Origin of the sequence: Neoalteromonas flava (assembly GCF_002807685.1) — a bacterium.
Lineage (GTDB): Bacteria > Pseudomonadota > Gammaproteobacteria > Enterobacterales > Alteromonadaceae > Alteromonas_E > Alteromonas_E flava.
In genome coordinates this window covers 382,443-400,867 of record NZ_PEAX01000005.1, presented here as the reverse complement: position 1 = coordinate 400,867, position 18,425 = coordinate 382,443, and the positions used below count along the sequence as shown (strand labels likewise).

The 18,425-nt window shown below is 44.6% G+C and carries 17 protein-coding genes; 5 read left to right on the top strand and 12 right to left on the bottom strand.

From position 1 onward, the window contains the following. Positions 1–449: 449 nt before the first annotated feature. The gene (locus tag CSH92_RS13780; protein ID WP_100658212.1) at positions 450–914 is read left to right on the top strand and encodes an RNA recognition motif domain-containing protein; all 465 of its coding nucleotides are present in this window, start codon (positions 450–452) and stop codon (positions 912–914) included. A gap of 68 nt (positions 915–982) precedes the next feature. Here the strand turns inward: CSH92_RS13780 and CSH92_RS13775 are convergent, their stop codons facing one another. Then, positions 983–2,323, bottom strand: a complete 1,341-nt coding sequence (locus tag CSH92_RS13775; RefSeq protein WP_100658211.1) for a DUF5610 domain-containing protein — start codon at positions 2,321–2,323, stop codon at positions 983–985. A gap of 128 nt (positions 2,324–2,451) precedes the next feature. Here CSH92_RS13775 and trmA point away from each other — a divergent pair, with 128 nt between their 5' ends. Continuing rightward, the gene (trmA, locus tag CSH92_RS13770; RefSeq protein ID WP_205662179.1) at positions 2,452–3,540 is read left to right on the top strand and encodes a tRNA (uridine(54)-C5)-methyltransferase TrmA; all 1,089 of its coding nucleotides are present in this window, start codon (positions 2,452–2,454) and stop codon (positions 3,538–3,540) included. 5 nt (positions 3,541–3,545) lie between these two features. On the opposite strand, the gene fabR is transcribed toward trmA, so the two are convergent. Continuing rightward, on the bottom strand, positions 3,546–4,142 hold the full coding sequence (gene fabR / locus CSH92_RS13765; RefSeq protein WP_100658209.1) for an HTH-type transcriptional repressor FabR: 597 nt from the start codon (positions 4,140–4,142) through the stop codon (positions 3,546–3,548). 143 nt (positions 4,143–4,285) lie between these two features. On the opposite strand from fabR, the gene CSH92_RS13760 reads away from it, so the two are divergent. Continuing rightward, the gene (locus tag CSH92_RS13760; protein WP_100658208.1) at positions 4,286–5,416 is read left to right on the top strand and encodes an acyl-CoA desaturase; all 1,131 of its coding nucleotides are present in this window, start codon (positions 4,286–4,288) and stop codon (positions 5,414–5,416) included. A gap of 117 nt (positions 5,417–5,533) precedes the next feature. After that, a complete protein-coding gene (gene sthA, locus CSH92_RS13755; RefSeq protein ID WP_100658239.1) occupies positions 5,534–6,958 on the top strand; it encodes a Si-specific NAD(P)(+) transhydrogenase in 1,425 nt (474 codons plus the stop codon). 129 nt (positions 6,959–7,087) lie between these two features. On the opposite strand, the gene CSH92_RS13750 is transcribed toward sthA, so the two are convergent. Continuing rightward, complete coding sequence (locus CSH92_RS13750; RefSeq protein WP_100658207.1) at positions 7,088–7,396, bottom strand: pyridine nucleotide transhydrogenase; 309 nt, start codon at positions 7,394–7,396, stop codon at positions 7,088–7,090. 164 nt (positions 7,397–7,560) lie between these two features. Then, positions 7,561–9,792, bottom strand: coding sequence for a bifunctional diguanylate cyclase/phosphodiesterase (locus CSH92_RS13745; protein WP_100658206.1), 2,232 nt, complete (start codon positions 9,790–9,792; stop codon positions 7,561–7,563). Between the two features lie 98 nt (positions 9,793–9,890). On the opposite strand from CSH92_RS13745, the gene CSH92_RS13740 reads away from it, so the two are divergent. Then, positions 9,891–10,814, top strand: coding sequence for a TIGR03899 family protein (locus tag CSH92_RS13740; protein WP_100658205.1), 924 nt, complete (start codon positions 9,891–9,893; stop codon positions 10,812–10,814). A gap of 21 nt (positions 10,815–10,835) precedes the next feature. Here CSH92_RS13740 and CSH92_RS13735 read toward each other — a convergent pair whose 3' ends face one another. The 8 genes from CSH92_RS13735 to pspA form a co-directional block, all read right to left on the bottom strand. Continuing rightward, positions 10,836–11,558 (bottom strand): phosphoadenylyl-sulfate reductase, encoded by a 723-nt coding sequence (locus CSH92_RS13735; protein ID WP_205662188.1) that lies wholly within the window; start codon positions 11,556–11,558, stop codon positions 10,836–10,838. A gap of 34 nt (positions 11,559–11,592) precedes the next feature. Beyond that, on the bottom strand, positions 11,593–13,302 hold the full coding sequence (cysI, locus tag CSH92_RS13730; RefSeq protein WP_100658203.1) for an assimilatory sulfite reductase (NADPH) hemoprotein subunit: 1,710 nt from the start codon (positions 13,300–13,302) through the stop codon (positions 11,593–11,595). Beyond that, positions 13,302–15,101 (bottom strand): assimilatory sulfite reductase (NADPH) flavoprotein subunit, encoded by a 1,800-nt coding sequence (locus tag CSH92_RS13725; protein WP_240612819.1) that lies wholly within the window; start codon positions 15,099–15,101, stop codon positions 13,302–13,304. Before CSH92_RS13725 ends, cysI begins: the two co-directional genes overlap by 1 nt. A gap of 138 nt (positions 15,102–15,239) precedes the next feature. Next, positions 15,240–15,995, bottom strand: a complete 756-nt coding sequence (locus tag CSH92_RS13720; RefSeq protein ID WP_100658201.1) for a TIGR04219 family outer membrane beta-barrel protein — start codon at positions 15,993–15,995, stop codon at positions 15,240–15,242. A 5-nt stretch (positions 15,996–16,000) separates the two neighbouring features. After that, complete coding sequence (locus tag CSH92_RS13715; RefSeq protein ID WP_100658200.1) at positions 16,001–16,993, bottom strand: DUF2333 family protein; 993 nt, start codon at positions 16,991–16,993, stop codon at positions 16,001–16,003. Positions 16,994–17,070: 77 nt separating this feature from the next. Then, entirely contained in the window at positions 17,071–17,394 is a 324-nt protein-coding gene (locus tag CSH92_RS13710) for a hypothetical protein (RefSeq protein WP_100658199.1), read from the bottom strand. Position 17,395: 1 nt separating this feature from the next. Continuing rightward, positions 17,396–17,596, bottom strand: coding sequence for a PspC domain-containing protein (locus tag CSH92_RS13705; protein WP_100658198.1), 201 nt, complete (start codon positions 17,594–17,596; stop codon positions 17,396–17,398). Positions 17,597–17,684: 88 nt separating this feature from the next. Continuing rightward, positions 17,685–18,413 carry a phage shock protein PspA gene (gene pspA / locus CSH92_RS13700; protein ID WP_100658197.1) on the bottom strand — a complete coding sequence of 243 codons (729 nt, stop codon included), beginning with the start codon at positions 18,411–18,413 and terminating at the stop codon, positions 17,685–17,687. Between the last annotated feature and the right edge of the window lie 12 nt (positions 18,414–18,425).

The following is an 18,425-nucleotide window of genomic DNA, read 5'->3' as shown; positions in this document are numbered from 1 at the left end:
TGCAAAATAACGACGCTTTATATCGTTCTTTTGCGCAAGGAGGACAATCAGTACGCTCAGTTGCTAACTATTGTTCTCTTTGCTGTGCTATTGAAGCGTCTTTGTGACTCTCCTCAAGCGGGATGCGAATAATACGCTGTTTATTCGCTGTGTCAAGCATCTTTTTAAAAAAGTTAGCAAAGTTTTTTGCTTGCTTGTCACTGCTCGTTTCAGTTTGCTTTAGAGCCCCCCGAAGCGAGGTGCGCATTCTACGTAGAAGAATTTTAACGTCAACTGTTTTTTTGTCTTTTTTGTGAGTTAATCGAAATTTAATGGGTTAGCGCTTATTTTTTACACTTTATTCCAATTAAAAGAGCTGTCAGTAATAATCTGATTTGCTTATATGGCGGAGTTCAGTAGACTAGAACGTGCTTTTTATCTACGTATACATAATAAAAAAAGGTAAAGCTATGAACGTTAAATTTTTCCACTGCGTTATAGTGGCAGTTGCCCTAGCAGTTCTCACCTTCTTTGCTGCTGATTATCTCATCACAGTTGCCTCAACCAAAAGCGTACTAGCGGCTCTCGTCCTACTCGCTGGTCTACTTACTCCTTTTATTGCTCAATTTTTTAGTAGTAACGCGTCATCGTTCACTGCAGATTCTTCAGAAGCTGCTGGCGACGTCACAACTCTATATGTTGGTAATCTGCCTTATCGGGCAAATGAGGATGCCGTTAAAGAGTATTTCGAAGCCCATGCAACCGTTCAGTCGGTGCGTTTAATGAAAGACAAACGTACCGGCAAACGCAAAGGTTATGGTTTTGTTGAAGTGATATCTAATGATGTGAGCAAAGCCATTAATAAATTAAATGACTCGGTATTCCAAGACCGTACATTAAAAGTTCGTTATGCCAAGGACAAAGTTGCTCATTAGCAACAGCATATATAATACAAACTAAAAAAGGCTGGTCAGAGACCAGCCTTTTTTTTCATCACCATTTATTACTCATTCCCAACGCCAGTAGAGTCTGACTTTGGTAACGCATCAAGTAATTGTTGATTAAACGTATGAAAGCGGTTTATCGCTTGAACAAGATCCGGCACTTGCACATCTTTCATTTCATTTATGATGCCATTGATCATTGTGTTGTAGTCTTCAGGACTTTGTAGCTTTTGTTGCGCCTGATCTAACACATTAAGCATCTTATCTATATATTGTGCCACTGGCTTGCTGGATTTTTCTTTATCAGCTTCGTTACGATTATTGTCTTGGTAATGTTGAACATAGTCATACGCCTGCACAACTTGAGTTTGTTCAATGCGATTCAATTGTAACGCGAAGCCAACCAGTTCTTGTTTGTCATAACCTAACTCAAGCGCTTGATTAAACGCACTCTCAATATCACCACGATAGAAAGTATCAGCTAGGTCATTCGCATTCGCCACAAGATCGGCTATCGAGGCTAGCTCGTTCTCGTTTAAGTCTCCCTTGATTTGAATGCTGTATCCAGAAAAATCTAGGGTCTTCGCTTGCAGAGACTGGCTAAAGGATTGCCCACTGCCGCCAAATTGTTGCTCAGAGGCCTGTTGCTCAGTCGAGTTCGGCTGATTCGCTCCTTCCGCTTGAGCGTCGTTTATAGATCGAGTGAATGATGCCTCATTCAAATACGCAACGCTTTGCAGATCCCGGAATGTCAGAGTAACTTCATCACCCTCTTTAGTTCGGATCACTAGACTGCCATTATTTTCCTGACTTGCACTTAACTGAGTTAATGAGGATACAGTTTCGGCTGTTACATCTTCAGGTCGCAACAATTGTTGTTCGAGCTGTGCGATCCGTTGCGCTATCAGCTGGCGACTGCTATTGATGCCTTGATCGATCTCATCGTTCATTAAGCCACCAATATCTTGCTCTGCCATTTTTATGCCTTTGGCAACACCAGAACGGGCTTGCTCGAACAAACTGGCAAGTTTAGCGTCATCAGCACCACCACGTGCTGCACCTTTGATTACGCTACCCACAAAGCGCATTACATTCTCTGCGACTTTTTCAAAGTCGAACATTGATGCCGGCTTATCTTTATCAAAGGTCGTCGCCTGCGACGCTTTCTCGTCGTTAACAACAACATTTTGCTGCATTGAGCCACTGTATATTTTTAAGCCCACGGTGGTTTGTGAACTCAATACGCTAATTGATGCGCCGGTGCTCTTTGCTACCTGCGCAGACTGAAAATTTGCCGCTTGCTGTAAACCCTCGGCCTGAAGCTGCTTATTCAGTGCGTCGCGTGGTTTTGCCGATTGCGGCTGTTCGCTATGAAAAGCCTTAATTTCGCCAAAGTTCATTTTCGATACCTCTCTATCCTCGACTTCTTATCGGCGGCGCTAAAATATAGTTTAGTGTTTTTTTAAACTACTGCGTACTTAAGCGTAAAACGTTACAATATGCATTTTACATAAGCAGTGAATTGGTAATGCTTTTAGACCCAAGCACCTACGAACAACAACTTGCAGATAAGATTGCAGACTTGCGCGGTGCATTCGCCGAATTTCGATTGCCTGACTTGGAGATTTATCGCTCTGAACCTCAACATTACCGGATGCGGGCGGAATTTCGTGTATGGCACGATGGTGACGATCTGTATCACATAATGTTCGATCAGCAGAGCAAGCAAAAATATCGGGTAGACAGTTTTTTGCCTGCCAATGAATTGATAAATCAAGCGATGGCAAAGCTTATCGATTATCTCAAACCTATTGAGATTTTGCGCAAAAAGCTGTTTCAAATTGACTACCTTTCGTCTCTGTCTGGGGAGTTAGTCATTAGCCTGCTTTACCACAAGCCGCTGGATGACGAATGGCGAGCGGCCGCAAGTCAATTAAAAGAAGCCCTCTCAGAATTAGGTAGAGTCAACATCATTGGTCGTGCCCGCAAGCAAAAAATAATTATCGGTGAAGATTTTGTTATCGAGAAGCTTACGATTAACAATCAAACGTACACGTTCAAGCACATCGAAAATAGCTTTACTCAACCCAATGCTGAAGTAAATTGCCACATGATTGAGTGGGCCAAAAAACACTGTGCTAAGGTAACGGGCGATCTTGTCGAGTTTTATTGCGGTGCTGGTAATTTCAGCTTGCCTTTAGCTGAGCATTTTGAGCACGTTGTTGGTACCGAAATCGCTAAACCGTCAGTTGAAGCAGCGCAATTTAATATTCAGCAGAATGCATTGACGAATGTTCAAATTGTGCGTTTATCTGCGGAGGAGTTTACTCAAGCTATGCGCGGTGAACGTCATTTCAATCGCTTGGGTGATATCGATCTGAGTGTTTATAAATTTAATACCGTTTTGGTTGACCCACCACGTAGTGGACTAGATGATGAAACTCTGGAATTGGTGCAAGGGTTTGAACGTGTGCTCTACATTTCATGCAACCCCATGACGCTAAAAGCTAATTTGCGGGAACTCAATAAATCCCATGATGTAGAAGCTTTTGCTGTTTTTGACCAGTTTCCATACACCCCACATCTCGAGTGCGGCATGGTCCTGCAAAAACGCTAAACGATCTAAAGGTTTGTGGATCTCGCGCCATTTTGAATGAAGCGCAATTGTTGTTTGACCCTCTCCCCGATTGCAACACGCAGCGTGGGGTCAGACTCTAGCGCCTCCGCGCCCGCACTGAATACCAACTTTACCATTGCTTCGGCCTGTAAAAACGCCAAAGAATGCTCAACGTTCTGAACCTCAATAATGTAGTCAGTTAATTCCTCAATGAAATGCTGGATTTCGCGCTGAACTGCCGTGCGATAGGCTGCCGAAGTACCTGTGTGTTCGCGCAACAATAACCGAAATACATTTGTATTTGCGCTAATAAACTCAAGAAATGTGTTGACCGACGTATCGATTACGCCGCCGCCAGACTCTATCCGACGCCGTGCTTGACGCATTAATTGACGTAGTGCCAAACCAGCCTCATCAACCAGTGTCAAACCGAGGTCATCAATATCCTTAAAATGGCGGTAAAAACTGGTTGGCGCGATACCTGCTGCACGCGCCACCTCACGCAAACTTATTGCAGACAGGCTTCTATTTTCATCCAAAAGACTAAATGCTGCATTCACAATATTCTGACGAGTCTTTAATTTCTGTTCTTGTCTGCTCAATGCTGTTTTCGCGATAGTTGGTTTCTACAGTCGATTATTGTTACCGATATTGAGCAATGTTCCAAGCAAGCATTACTTGAAGCGGTTGCACAATTCTAAAATTACCGTAAAATCAGCGAACAGTTGTACGCTGAATTTTTATCATGAAGAAACCACCTCTTATCCCGTTAAACATCGCTGTATTCATAATCACTGGGGCTATTGCCTTTATTGGTGCACCTCTTTGGGCCTACTTTGTTGGCTTCAACACTGTAGAAATCGTTACCACCATCATACTCTTTTTCTTTACCGGGATTTCGATCACCGCCGGTTATCATCGCTTGTGGTCGCATAAAACCTATCAAGCGCACCCGATAGTCCGTTGGGTACTCGCCGTGGGAGGAGCAATGGCCGTGCAAAACAGTATTTTGCATTGGTCGTCTGATCACCGCATTCATCACCGTCATGTGGATGATAACGACAAGGACCCGTACTCTGCGAAACGTGGATTTTGGTATTCACACATGGGATGGATGTTGCGCGAGTATCAAGCACATCGCTATGACAACTATGAAAATTGCCGCGACCTACAAAAAGATCCGATTGTGATGTGGCAGCACAAGCATTATTTAGCAATAGTGTTAGTTGCAAACTTTGGTATCACGGGGTTCTTAGGTTGGTTAAACGGGTCGGTTTTGGGCATGATCATTTTAGCCGGCGTGTTTAGATTAGTCGCAGTACACCATGTGACTTTTTTCATTAATTCGTTGGCCCATATTTGGGGTGAACAGCCCTACACTGACGGCAATACAGCGCGAGATAATGGCATCGTAGCCTTGTTTACTTTTGGCGAAGGCTACCATAATTATCACCATATTTTTGAGTACGACTACCGTAATGGTATACGTTGGTGGCAATACGATCCTACCAAGTGGCTGATCCGTGGACTGTCCTTTGTAGGCCTTACTTGGGATTTACGCAGAACACCAGAAGAAAGGATTGAAAAGGCCAAAGCGAAAATGCAGTTGCAATACGCACAACAAAAGGTTGCCCATTTGCCGAACGCGGAAGAAATGCTGTCTATCATTGAACGCGAGTACGCCTTACTCATGGAAAAAATGGCTGAATACTACGCAACCAAAAAGCGTTTAGTCGCACTTAAAAAGCGTCATCTGCAACGTACATTAGATGGTCTAGAACTCATGTACAAATATAAAGAATTAAAACAAACGCTGGCTGTACAAAAGGAAAAATGGCTAACCATACACCGTTTGCAGTATGCACAAGTTGCCTGAGTATCTAAGCTAGGGGTAATCTGAACTGTCATAAAGGCTTGTGAATCATTGCACAGGCCTTTTTCTTATGTGCAAAGTCAACTAGACTAACAAAAAACTATTAACGTGTTGATGATCATGGGAAAAAGCAAAAAAACCGAGTCGCAAACTACTTCCTATCAATTTGATGCCGTAGTCATTGGCACGGGACCTGGCGGCGAAGGTGTTGCCATGCAGTTGGCCAAAGCTGGGAAAAAAGTTGCAGTAATAGAACGCTATGAGTCAGTCGGAGGCGGCTGTACGCATTGGGGAACGATCCCATCCAAGTCACTGCGCCATTCGGTCAGTCGCTTAGTGGAGTACAATAGCACACCACTCTTCAACGAAAACACGATTCAAACATTGACGTTTAGCGACATCATGCAGCACGCCAGTGGGGTTATTCGCAAGCAATCGCAGTTACGCTCGTCGTTTTACAGCCGCAATCGGGTGTCATTGATCCACGGCGAGGCTAGCTTTATCGATGCTCACACTATCGAAGTTAAAAAGCCCGACGGTTCAATCGATCGGATAACCACAAAACAAGTTGCAATCGCGACGGGATCGCGGCCCTACACACCAGAGGACATCGATTTTAATCATCCGCGGGTGTATCACTCGGATAGTATTTTGTCGATGAAGCATGATCCGAAAACTATTATTATCTATGGCGCAGGTGTAATCGGCTCAGAATACGCCTCAATTTTCCGCGGTATGGGTGTCAAGGTCGACTTGGTGAACATGCGTGAACGTTTATTGTCTTTCTTGGACGCTGAAGTTTCTGATTCTCTCAGCTACCACCTTTGGAATAACGGCGTGGTTATTCGCCACAACGAAGCCTACGAATCAGTGGAGACCCACGACGATTGTGTGATCCTCAATTTGCAGTCAGGCAAACGCATGAAGGCAGATTGCTTACTTTTCGCCAACGGCCGCACGGGTAATACCGACATGTTAAAACTCGAAAATGTCGGTCTGAAGTCAGACTCGCGCGGGCAGCTCGCGGTTAACCAAAATTACCAAACTGAAGTAGACAATATCTATGCAGTCGGTGACGTGATCGGCTACCCGAGCCTTGCGTCTGCAGCTTACAATCAAGGCCGTTTCGCCGCTGAGGCGATGCTAGATGGTGCTAGTCATGCTAGCCTTGTGGAAGATATTCCAACCGGAATTTATACGATCCCAGAAATCAGCTCAGTGGGTAAAACCGAGCAAGAGCTTACTGCCATGAAGGTGCCGTATGAGGTGGGTCGCGCTCAATTTAAACATCTGGCTAGAGCCCAGATTGCATCTACTTTAGTAGGCAGCCTAAAGATACTTTTTCACCGTGAAACTAAGCAAGTACTGGGTATTCACTGTTTTGGTGAGCGGGCGTCTGAAATCGTCCACATCGGTCAAGCAATCATGCAGCAGGAGGGTAAAGGCAATAGCATTGATTACTTTGTTAATAATACCTTTAATTACCCAACTATGGCAGAAGCTTACCGGGTTGCGGCTCTTAATGGTTTAAACCGAGTATTTTGAAAGTAGAGACAACGATCAACTGACGCAATGCCGAATGACATACGCTCTTAACGGAGAAAAATGACAATATGAGGGAAGCATTGGACAGTTGCAAGACATAAAAAAACCAGCTTTCGCTGGTTTTTTTATTTAATTTTTTGACGCGTCGAGCCTTTTGGCATAGGTTGCATCTCGGTGTGCAACGACTTCGATTAGACGCAGTTCTGGATAGAATGAAACAGTTGCCATCGCATTTTCGGAGCTTTCTTGAGCAGCCATCACAATTGATTGCTGCGCTTCACCAAACGCGACATTGTTGTTAATCTTCGCAGCCATACACTGGCTATTAATTTCAAAAGTCTTTGCATCCATACAATCAAACGCCTTGCCATTATCGGCGTTTGCATGCGCACCGGTGGCAGCAATTGCCAACGTGATTACAGCTAAATATTTACGCATAACTCCTCCATTTCGCCGCGGTACTTAGTATTCCCTAGACCATTTCATAGGGACATAACAATCGGCTTGAAAGAAGTATAGCAAAAAAATTGCCCTAATTTCAATCAGCAATCACACTAATATGACAGTATTATGACAATAGAGTCACAATTTGATGAAAACGATTACTCTTTCTCTGCTAGAAAGGCCATTAATTGGTCAAACGGCATAGGCTTAGCGTAGAGATAACCTTGGGCCTCGTCACAGCCTAGCTTTAACATGTAGCTGGCTTGTTCACGCTTCTCAACACCTTCAGCGATAGTTGCGAGACCTAGCTTATTGCCTAATGTCACGATTGTTTCAGCAATAAAGGCGTTACCTCCAGGCTGAATATCACTAACGAAGGAACGGTCTACTTTCAACCGATCCAATGGCAATTGTTGTAAGTAGCTCATCGATGAAAATCCGGTCCCAAAATCATCAATGGCAATCGCGACGCCGTATTCCTTCAACGAACGCAATGCATCGATAACAATCTGGGGCTCATCCATGACCACACTTTCGGTGATTTCAAGTTCCAACAATTTTGGATCGATGCCATTTTTTTCTATTGCATCTTTAACCTTTTGAACGAAGAGGCGATCGCGAAACTGTGGGATCGAAATATTGACCGCAACGCGAAGATGGGAGTAGCCTTTTTCACACAACTCTTTGATACGAGCACACGAGGCCTCTAACACCCACTGTCCTATATCAACTATCAATCCAGAATATTCGGCCAAGGGGACAAATACCGCAGGTGATATATATTTACCGTCGCCATCTGGCCAGCGCAGCAACCCCTCCATGCCAACGACTTTTTCACTCACCAAATCCACTTGAGGTTGAAACCACAGCTCGAGTTTCTGCTCGCCAAAGTCCGCTCGTAAACGACGGATCATATTCAATCGCCAAGTGGTTTTTTCTTCAATCTCAGGCGCAAAATATTCGTAATTATCGGTAAGGTTCTTTTTCGCTCGATTTAATGCAATATTGGACTGCTTCAACAACGTGTTACCGCGGTTTCTCTCGCCCGTTAAGCGTGTTAACCCAATCGTTACATTTAATGGAAGTGTGTGATCACCGGCAATAAAGGAGGTTTGAAAGATTTCGTTAATACGCTCTGGGTTGACGATTTCTTCGTCACCGATAAGGCCAAAGACATCGGCACCAATACGCCCTTTCTTAATATCTTCGTCGAAGCACTGTTGTAACCGATCCGATACTGCACTGAGCAATTGGTTACCCACTTCTTGGCCTAAGCCATCATTGATATCAGAAAAATGATTAATATCGATTAACGCCACGTTCACCATGTTGTGCGAACGGATTTGGTGCGGTCGATCCAACATGTTGATAAATTCGTTGCGGTTCGGTAGACGAGTCAACCAGTCTCTAAAAGCAGCGTTGCGCAGTTGATGGAATAAGTTTACGTTTTCATAGCCAACTGACACGCTGGAAAGAAAAATTTCTAATAGCTGCCTATCAAGCTCCCCTAATTCCTTGCGCATATTGACATAAACGGCAGCTTCAAACCCTGAGCTATTGATGTAAAGCACAGAAAAATTGGTCTCAAATACATGCTTTTGAAATTTCAAACAGCGATTAACATGCTCCACAATAAGAGGGTCATGGAGTTGTTCAATACGCTCGTTTATGTACGTAGCAAAATCACCTGCTGCGCCCAAAACGTAAACACCGTCATCATCTTCTTTATCTAATACTGAACCTGCGCGGGCGCAGACTACACCTTCAGCCTCTAACCCAATCATTGAACTGATCTGAGTGACAATCCCTTCGCAAAATCCTTTAACTGAATGTTCTTCTAATAGATGTGCCGCTGACTGAATGATTTTCTGCAGGCCGATGCGACTTTGATTAATGGTACGTAGTTGTTGATAGGAACGAATTGACGCAATCACTGCAGTCATTAACTTACCGCGGGTTAACTCGGTCTTAGTCTTATAATCATTAATATCGTAAGTTTTAATGACTTCTTCTTCTGGTGCATAACCTGGCTGCCCCGTACGCAAAATAATGCGTGGTTCAACAAGCTCCATTTGTTCGCGCATGTGCTTAACGACATTGAGACCTGCATCATCGGTTTCCATCACAACATCAAGCAGAATGATTGCTATTTCGCGCTGATATTCACCTAATATTTCTATGGCTTGCTGGCCGGTGTATGCGTGTAAAAAATTTAGCTTGCGATCACTTACGATAAGATCTGACAACGCTAATCGTGTGACGGTGTGAATTTCCTCGTCATCATCTACAATAAGGATGTTCCAAACGCGGTAGTTTTCTACGGTTTGCTCGTCATTGTTATCTTCTTCCTTGAAGATCAATTCGTCGTTGTCGTAATCGTTAGGGACCATTAATTCTTATTAGTTATTTAGTAGACCTATACGTTATCCTAACTCCATATGGCTATTTTGCAAACAATGTGTGGATTAATCTTGCGCGGTTTTAATTTATGAAAATTGAGGATTCAACGAGCATTCAGGCAAAACCTGTTTCTGCTGGGCCAAAAACGGCAAAAATCAGTCGCCCGTCAAAGAGTACACCGTCTAAACCTGAAGCCTCGAATTCAACCAAAAGTGAACGCCAGCAACGATCTGCCGACACTATCAGACGTTGGTTTGCACAAATTGGTGTTGAAGAAAGCTCCGGCCTAGATAGCAACATCGATTGGATCCGCCAAACCCATCGCCGCGAACAGCTATTGGCGCAGCAGAGGCTAACCAATTTACAACGTGTATTGGAGCATGCCGTCAGTGTCAACATTGAAAGTGACCATACCGATAATCTCGATCCGGATTGGTTTTTTAGTTTTTCACGTTTTGCTGAAGATATTCACGCCCCCGGTATGCAGACTCTATGGGGTAAAATAATTGCGGTAGAAGTCGCCCGCCCCGGAAGTTTTTCTATTCAGACGCTGGCCTTACTCAAACAATTAACTCAGAAAGATGCACGTTTGTTTAGTAAAGCTGCCAGTATTGCTAGTCGCCGCAGACACGATAGTGTGCCGCGACTGTTAGTTGGCTATCATCAAAAGCCTAGCGTATTTACTTGGTTTGCGGCGTCGCGCAGCAAACACCTGAACCTTGCCCAACATGGAATTACTTATCCGGATTTGTTGGCGTTAATTGATATGGGATTGCTGTTTTCCAGTGAGATTGAAACTGGTGAACTCGACCCTGCTAAGGGCGAGCATTGGCGATGTGGCGATGAGCAATTTGAGCTGAGTCCGAAAAAAAGCGGGACCGCATTGGTTTACTACAAGTTCACCCGTATTGGCAGCGAACTTTACCGCCTGATATCTAGACAGCCCCGCGCAGACTATTGCAGCGATTTGTTCGCTTTGTTAGAGCACGCGTTTCAGATCACAAAACTGTAGTGCAGGACTACAGCAAAGTCGTTAGATACCATCACCAAATTCGTGTAAGCCGCACTCGCGTTTGAGCCCGAAGAAACGGGTATCCTGCTCGCTCATGCCCTCTTGTAAACTCTGCGTTGTATGCCAATCACCAATCGAAACATAACCTTCATCCCACAATGGATGGTATGGTAGTTGGTGATCTTTCAGGTAGTAATGGAGATCTTTGTTCGTCCAATCGATAATCGGCAACACTTTGAGTCGCCCTCCAACCTTTTGCAACACAGGCAAATGCTCCCGTGAATCAGACTGAGAGCGCCGTAACCCAGCAAACCATATGCCCGCATTTAACTCTTTGAGAGCGCGTTGCATGGGTTCAACCTTGTTTATCTTATTGTATTGCTCAATCCCTTCTAGGCCTTTTTCCCACAGCTTTCCAAAACGCGCTTCTTGCCAAGCAGCAGAAATATCAGCGCGATAAACATGTAAATTTAATTTCAGTCGCTCAGTTAGCTGATCAATGAACTGATAGGTCTGCGGAAACAAATAACCGGTATCGGTTAATACAACTGGAATATCAGCCTTTTGCTCGGTCAATAAATGCAACATCACCGCGGACTGTGCGCCAAAACTACTCGACACAATTGCAGTTTCCGGCAACGCTGATAACGCCCAGGAAATCCGCTCTTGTGCCGTCATTGACTCTAGCAATTGATTGGCTTCAGCAATCACTTCTGGCGCTGAATCTGCGGAAACACTTGGCATGTTTGCCAAGCCTGCTTGCGCTTTTACTTTTACATTACTCATAAAAATCCTTGGCCGAATTGACCACAGGTTTAATGACGCCAACGCGCACCACAAAGTCGCCGAAAGCCTCATTTTGTTCACGCTCTGCAGCCCAACGAGCAATTAACTCATCCAAATGCTGCATGATTTCTTCGTGGCTGATATTTTCTTTATACATCCGTGGGATACGAGTACCTTCACGATTACCACCAATGTGGAAATTGTATTTCCCCGGACCTTTACCCACCAAGCCAACTTCAGCAAGCATTGCGCGTCCACAACCATTTGGGCAGCCTGTCACACGAAAAATGATACTGTCATTGACCAAGCCATGTTTTGTCAGCAAACCTTCAAGCTCAGTGACTGTATCGGGTAAATAGCGCTCAGCTTCTGCCATCGCCAGCGGGCAGGTCGGCAAAGACACACACGCCATTGAATCCTGACGTTGCGCACTGGTACTTGCCTCAAGCAGTCCATACTTTATTGCTAAGGCTTCAATTTCAGCCTTTTGCTCAGCTGGAACACCCGCAATAATCAAGTTTTGATTAGCAGTTAAGCGAAAATCACCTTGATGGATTTTGGCAATTTCAGCACAGCCCGTTTTCAGCGGCTTACCTGGAAAATCAAGGATCCGCCCATTTTCAATAAATAGGGTCAGATGGTGTTTCCCATCAATGCCTTCTACCCACCCAAAGCGGTCACCACGGCCGGTGAATTCGTAGGGGCGACTATCAGTAAAAGTAACACCTGCCCTTTTCTCAACCTCTGCTTTAAAGGTTTCAACACCAACACGCTCAAGGGTGTATTTGGTTTTTGCATTTTTACGATTGACCCGGTTACCCCAATCACGTTGGGTAGTAACCACCGCTTCTGCAATTGCCAAGGTATCTTTTAGCTCAATGAAACCAAAATCATCAGCCTTACGAGGGAACGTCGACGTATCGCCATGGGTCATAGCCAAGCCCCCTCCCACTAACACATTAAAACCTACGAGTTTGCCAGCTTCAGCAATAGCAACGAAGTTCAGATCGTTAGCATGCACATCAACATCATTTTGTGGCGGGATAACCACGGTTGTCTTAAATTTACGTGGTAAGTACGTTGAACCCAAAATCGGCTCATTATCAGTGGATTCTAGCTTTTCTCCGTCCAACCAAATCTCAGCGTATGCACGGGTTTTAGGCAATAAATGTTCACTGATTTTTTTCGCCCATTCCCATGCTTGTTGATGCACTTCAGACTCAACAGGATTAGACGTACACAACACATTTCGATTCACGTCACCTGCGGTAGCGATGGAATCTATACCTGCCTTGTTCAAGGTCTGATGCATTTGTTTAATGTGCGGTTTTAACACCCCATGAAACTGAAAGGTCTGTCGGGTCGTTAACCGAATACTGCCGTACATGGAATAATCTTGCGCAAATTTGTCGATCACTAACCATTGCTCAGGCGTAATCACACCGCCAGGTAACCGTGCTCGCAACATCACATTATGCAAAGGCTCTAGTTTTTGTTTGGCTCGCTCATTACGAATATCACGGTCATCTTGCTGATACATGCCGTGAAAGCGGATCAATTGGAAGTTGTCTGCAGTAAAGCCACCGGTTACTGGATCAGCCAAGTCCGTTTCAATAGTTCCTCGTAAAAAATCGCTTTCACTTTTCAAGCGTTCATTGTCAGAAAGTTTACCTTCAACGATTAGGTTCGATTTATTGCTCATTAGTAAACATCCTTCTGATAACGTTTAGCTTTACGTAAGCCAACTAAATACGCTTTGGCTTCACTGTCGTCCAACTTACCATGGGTACGAATAACCTCGAGTAAGGCATCCTCAACATCTTTGGCCATGCGCATTGCATCGCCACAAACGTAGACATGAGCGCCAGCTTCCAGCCACTCAAATACTTCTTTTCCATGTTCAGTAATGCGGTGTTGAACATAAATCTTTTCAGCTTGATCACGCGAAAATGCTAAGCTGATTCGATTCAACGCACCGGCTTTAAGGTATTGTTGCCATTCAGTTTGATAGAGAAAATCTTGGGTAAAATTGGGATTCCCGAAAAACAGCCATGAAGGACCTTCAGCGCCCTGCGCATCTCGCTCCTGCATAAATGCTCTAAAAGGCGCAATCCCAGTACCTGGGCCAATCATTATGATGGGCGTGTTAGGGTCGGCAGGAAGGCGGAAATTATCATTCTTCTCGACAAACACTTGCACCGTTTGACCTTCTTCCAAGCGCGTGGTGAGAAACCCTGAAGCGCCGCCTTGATGACGTTTACCGCCAAACTCATAATCCACATGGGCCACGGTTAAATGCACTTCATCTTCGACCTCAGCCTGACTCGAGGCAATCGAATACAGTCTTGGGGTGATCGGGCGAAGCGCATCCACCAATGCCTGAGCTGCAATTTTTGCTGGGTGCTCACGCACAATATCCACTATCTGTCGCTCAGCTAAGTACGCTCTAAATGCTGGTGCATCCTGCATAAGCTCCAGCAACGCAGGACTTTCAGTCGCTGCTGCAAATGCTTTGACAAACCCAGGGTAACTCAAGGTTAATTCAAGCTTCTCCAATAACGCCTGACGCACGCTGAAGGTTTGACCTTTAACATCAACCGATACTTCAGGTTCAATCGCTAATAAGGTAAGAATTTCATCCACTATCTCAGGATCATTGGTAAACCAGACACCTAACGCATCGCCCGGCTGATACTGCAGTCCAGATTCTTCAAGGCTTATTTCGATGTGCTGAATATCTTTAACCGAATCTCTACCGGTTATTTTTTGCACTTGCAATAATGGTGCTGGAAACGGATTCTGCTTGCTGTAGTTCGACGCAGTCGCTGCAGCTGCGGTCATGGGAACCACATTGCTGGCAGTATTCGAAGTACCTGACGTCACATTCGCTTTTGCATATTCGACAATTTTAGCGATCCACTCAGCGGCTTGCGCTTCATAATCAACATCACAGTCTACTCGCTCCGTGATAGCCGTTGCACCAAGCTTGGCTAAGCGCGCATCAAAATCTTTACCGGTTTGGCAAAAGAACTCGTAACTGGTATCGCCCAAACCCAATACGGCATAATTTAATGCTGTAGTTTTGGGCGCTTTCTTACTGGCCAAAAATTCATGTAATTCGATTGCATCATCGGGCGCATCACCTTCGCCATGAGTACTTACAGTAATGGCTAAATGAGTTTCATTTTTTAACTGACGGGGTTTGTAATCAGCCATACTGACCAAGTTCGCTTTTACCCCTGCAGCCTCTAATTGCTTATGTAGATCGCTTGCAATCCCTTTTGCGTTTCCGGTTTGCGAACCGTACATAACGGTAAATGTCGCAGCCTCTGTTGCAGTAGTCATAGCCTGTGGAGAGCTCGCTTCACCCGCAGCGCCAGCTGCCAAGCCTGCGATGTAACCACTTACCCAGTTCAATTGATCGCGATTTAACGGCGCAATTGCTTGAGTAATAAGATTCCATTGTTCTGGGCTCAATACACCCGGTTGTTGACCACTCACGTGAAACTCCAAATATCAATAATCAAAAGATAGGAACGCTAACCTAACAAATTAATTGCAAGGCTAGCGTGTGTTTTTCAAAACAGGAAAGAATTAAAAACGATTTTTTATTACTTTATTGACTTATAGACAAATCAATTAGAAATGGAACTCGATCCCGGCAAAGGCGCCATCAAAGGTGAGATCAGAGTAGGTATTGTCTAAATCATCAAGTTCAACCGTAGTATCGCGATAACCCAACTGCAAAGTCAGATCCAAGGCCAAGCTTTCTATAAAGCTATAGGTAATTGCTATTTGATAGTCGCTTACTGTGCTGTCATCAATTGCAAGGTAACTGCCCTCGGCATATACCCCTAAACCAGTAAACGGTAAACCAAATGCAATGCGTGAGTAGCCCATAGGAACAATCCCACTAAACGATTGGGTTGCCGTAAGACTTGAGGCCGCATCCTCGACCAGCAGGGTACCATCGACATGTTTACCATTAATACCGATATCAATGCTCACTAAGTCGTTATCAAAAATTTCATAATACAAGATGTAATCGGTTGTGGTTAAGTCGATATTTGTCGCGACCAGGGTATCGGCAGTAAATAATTCACCATCAAAAGTAAATGACGATGTCAACGTAGTGCTACCACTTGTATCCAAAACTGTGCGGTTAATCTTGATGTTGGGTACAAAAGGCACTGGGTGCTCAAATGCCGCATAGATAGAACCGTTGGTTTGTGAATCAAAACCAAATTGAGTGATCGTTGTGTCGTCAGCAAAACCTCCCGCTGTTGACATATCCCATCCCTGGGCTCCGGCATAAACGCCAAGAATCGTATCAGCGAAAGCGCAAGGTGCTGAGGTTGCGCTAATTAGCGCCATCGCAATGAATGTTTTGCGCATGAAAATTAACCTTGATTGAGTAATTCAGATAACTCTATTAAAGCAGCATTTGCTCGAGAAATATAGTTGGCCATCACCAATGAATGATTAGCCAGAGTGCCGAATCCACTCCCGTTTAGGATCATAGGGCTCCATACTGTTTGCTGGGTGGCTTCTAATTCGCGAATGATTTGTTGCAAACTGACCGTCGCGTTTTTCTTAGCAAGTACATCTCTAAAGTCGTACTCAATCGCCTTGAGAAAATGCAACAATGCCCAACTCGCACCTCGAGCCTCGTAGAAGTTGTCATCCAATTTGAACCAGCTCGTTTTGGTTTGCACCTTGTAATCAGTTGGTGTCGATTGATGAGCTTGTGGGTCGCCTGCCAAATCGGTGTTTAGTACTTCGGTCCCCACACTAGCACTGAGACGTTGCGATAAACTCCCTAAGCGCTTTTCTACTTGCTTCAACCAATCGCGTAGGTTGTCCGCACGAGTATAAAATTGACTATCGTCAATGGATTGATCGCCCAATTGACTACGATATTCGCGGAGTAAATCAAGGGCATCAGAATACTGCGATTCTGCTGAGGGAAGTAGCCAACTGCGGTGGTCGATATTCAACTTTGGCTGCGCTTTAATCAGCATAGGATTTTCAACCGACTGAGATTGCGAGCGGCTAAAATCCTTGCGCATTGCAAGGGCCAGGTCGCGCATCATCTCTAATGCCCCAAATTCCCATGCTGGCATATTATCAATGAACAGCGAGGGCGGCATTACGTCGTTGGCCAAGTAGCCACCTGGTTTGTTAAGTAAGGTGTCACCCACTTCAATCAGCGCCGTAGATACCGTATAACCAGCGACCAAGGTTTCATTACTATCCAGTGCGTGTTGACTAGCCCTTTCAGTCACGTCAAACACATCGGGCTCGTTACTCCAATACCAACCAATCAGTATCATTAACACAAAGACTGCGGCTGCAACGATAGTGATGATTTTACCCGTCAAAAATGATTTCATAATTCCCTTAAACAATCTGCTGTGTAATAAATGTTAGATACCTTAATAGTAGTCTAGCTGATCACTTTGTTGAAGGCTTAGGTCGCGACACGATTATCGCGACACAGTAAATAAACGCCGACTCCCATTACCACAGGCCAAAATATGCTTAGCCCTAAAGCAGCGAATGACGCGACCGCAGCGACTACCCCCGCAATAAACAACACAATGATCCCGGTTGCCATAATAGCCGCCAACAACATAAATACTGCAATTAAGGCCAACAAGCCAAAAAACCACTCACCGGCTTGAAGATGAACGTCCTGTAAATCAAGATGAAAATGCATGTTGTTTAACCATGAATAATCAACCCAATAAAACAGCGTCCAAACGATCAATAGTGCAATGAGTAGTTTGCGCATTTTACCGCTCCTTTAGCAGCATACTGGCAATTAGGTAAGCCATGCCACAAAACATGGGCGCAATGAACATTCCGATTACCATTGCGACCCGCACATAGAAAACATCGAACTCAAAATGTCTGGCTAATCCACCCGCTAATCCGGTGATAATCTTTTCATGGCGACTGCGATAAAAACTATTAAGATCAAATTCTTGTTTCATAATCCCCTCCGACAAGGTCTGTGCTACTGAGCTGCGGGTTAATCAACTCAGTAGCATATCCATTTAGTGCAAAGTTCCAACGCTTCAACTAGGCAGCTTGAGCACTTTTCTGATTGGCTTTCTTGCTGCTTTTGGCTGGTGCCGGTGCTGCAGTTTTAGCATTAAGTTTAGCCTTAAGCTGGGCAAGAGCGCTTTCCACTGATTCATCCTTCTCAAGGGCTGCAAAATCTTGTGCCAGTTGTTGTGATGAAGGCACAATATCAAATGCATCCACCTGCGCCTCTAGCGTTTCAACACGGGTCTCATAGTGTTCAAAGCGCGCCATAGCTTTGGTGATAGCATCACTATTTACGCTTTGTTTGGCATGTAACCGTACTACTGAGTTTTGCTTACGGGTTGCTAAGCTTTTCTGCTTGCTTCGCGCCTCGCTCAGCTTAGCTTGCAAGCGTGCAGTGTCATCTTGAATACTGCCAATCAATTCAGCTAACTGTGCTTTTTGTTGTACCAGTTCAGCCAAAGCCTGCTCAGTTGCATGCTTTTCGCTCAACGCTGCACGAGCAAGATCGTCGCGTTCCTTGGTCACAGCAAGTTCTGCCTTTTTGCCCCACTCTGTCGCTTTGCTTTCTACATCAGCAATCTTGCGATCAAGCATTTTCTGTTCAGCTAAATTTTTCGCTGCGACTGAGCGGATTTCAACCAGTGTTTCTTCCATCTCTTGGATGATCAAACGGATAACTTTCTCTGGATCTTCCGCTTTATCAAGCATGGCGTTAATATTTGATTGAACGATATCTGAAATACGTGAAAACATTCCCATGGTTTCTCTCCT

Bases quoted from the DNA above. Each gene is read 5' to 3' on its own strand.
- CSH92_RS13780 (WP_100658212.1), top strand. From the start codon at position 450: ATGAACGTTAAATTTTTCCACTGCGTTATAGTGGCAGTTGCCCTAGCA.
- CSH92_RS13750 (WP_100658207.1), bottom strand. From the start codon at position 7,396: ATGCGTAAATATTTAGCTGTAATCACGTTGGCAATTGCTGCCACCGGT.
- cysI (WP_100658203.1), bottom strand. From the start codon at position 13,302: ATGAGCAATAAATCGAACCTAATCGTTGAAGGTAAACTTTCTGACAAT.
- CSH92_RS13720 (WP_100658201.1), bottom strand. From the start codon at position 15,995: ATGCGCAAAACATTCATTGCGATGGCGCTAATTAGCGCAACCTCAGCA.
- CSH92_RS13705 (WP_100658198.1), bottom strand. From the start codon at position 17,596: ATGAAACAAGAATTTGATCTTAATAGTTTTTATCGCAGTCGCCATGAA.
- trmA (WP_205662179.1), top strand. From the start codon at position 2,452: ATGCTTTTAGACCCAAGCACCTACGAACAACAACTTGCAGATAAGATT.
- CSH92_RS13710 (WP_100658199.1), bottom strand. From the start codon at position 17,394: ATGCGCAAACTACTCATTGCACTATTGATCGTTTGGACGCTGTTTTAT.
- sthA (WP_100658239.1), top strand. From the start codon at position 5,534: ATGGGAAAAAGCAAAAAAACCGAGTCGCAAACTACTTCCTATCAATTT.
- CSH92_RS13760 (WP_100658208.1), top strand. From the start codon at position 4,286: ATGAAGAAACCACCTCTTATCCCGTTAAACATCGCTGTATTCATAATC.
- CSH92_RS13715 (WP_100658200.1), bottom strand. From the start codon at position 16,993: ATGAAATCATTTTTGACGGGTAAAATCATCACTATCGTTGCAGCCGCA.
- CSH92_RS13775 (WP_100658211.1), bottom strand. From the start codon at position 2,323: ATGAACTTTGGCGAAATTAAGGCTTTTCATAGCGAACAGCCGCAATCG.
- CSH92_RS13740 (WP_100658205.1), top strand. From the start codon at position 9,891: ATGAAAATTGAGGATTCAACGAGCATTCAGGCAAAACCTGTTTCTGCT.
- CSH92_RS13745 (WP_100658206.1), bottom strand. From the start codon at position 9,792: ATGGTCCCTAACGATTACGACAACGACGAATTGATCTTCAAGGAAGAA.
- CSH92_RS13735 (WP_205662188.1), bottom strand. From the start codon at position 11,558: ATGCCAAGTGTTTCCGCAGATTCAGCGCCAGAAGTGATTGCTGAAGCC.
- pspA (WP_100658197.1), bottom strand. From the start codon at position 18,413: ATGGGAATGTTTTCACGTATTTCAGATATCGTTCAATCAAATATTAAC.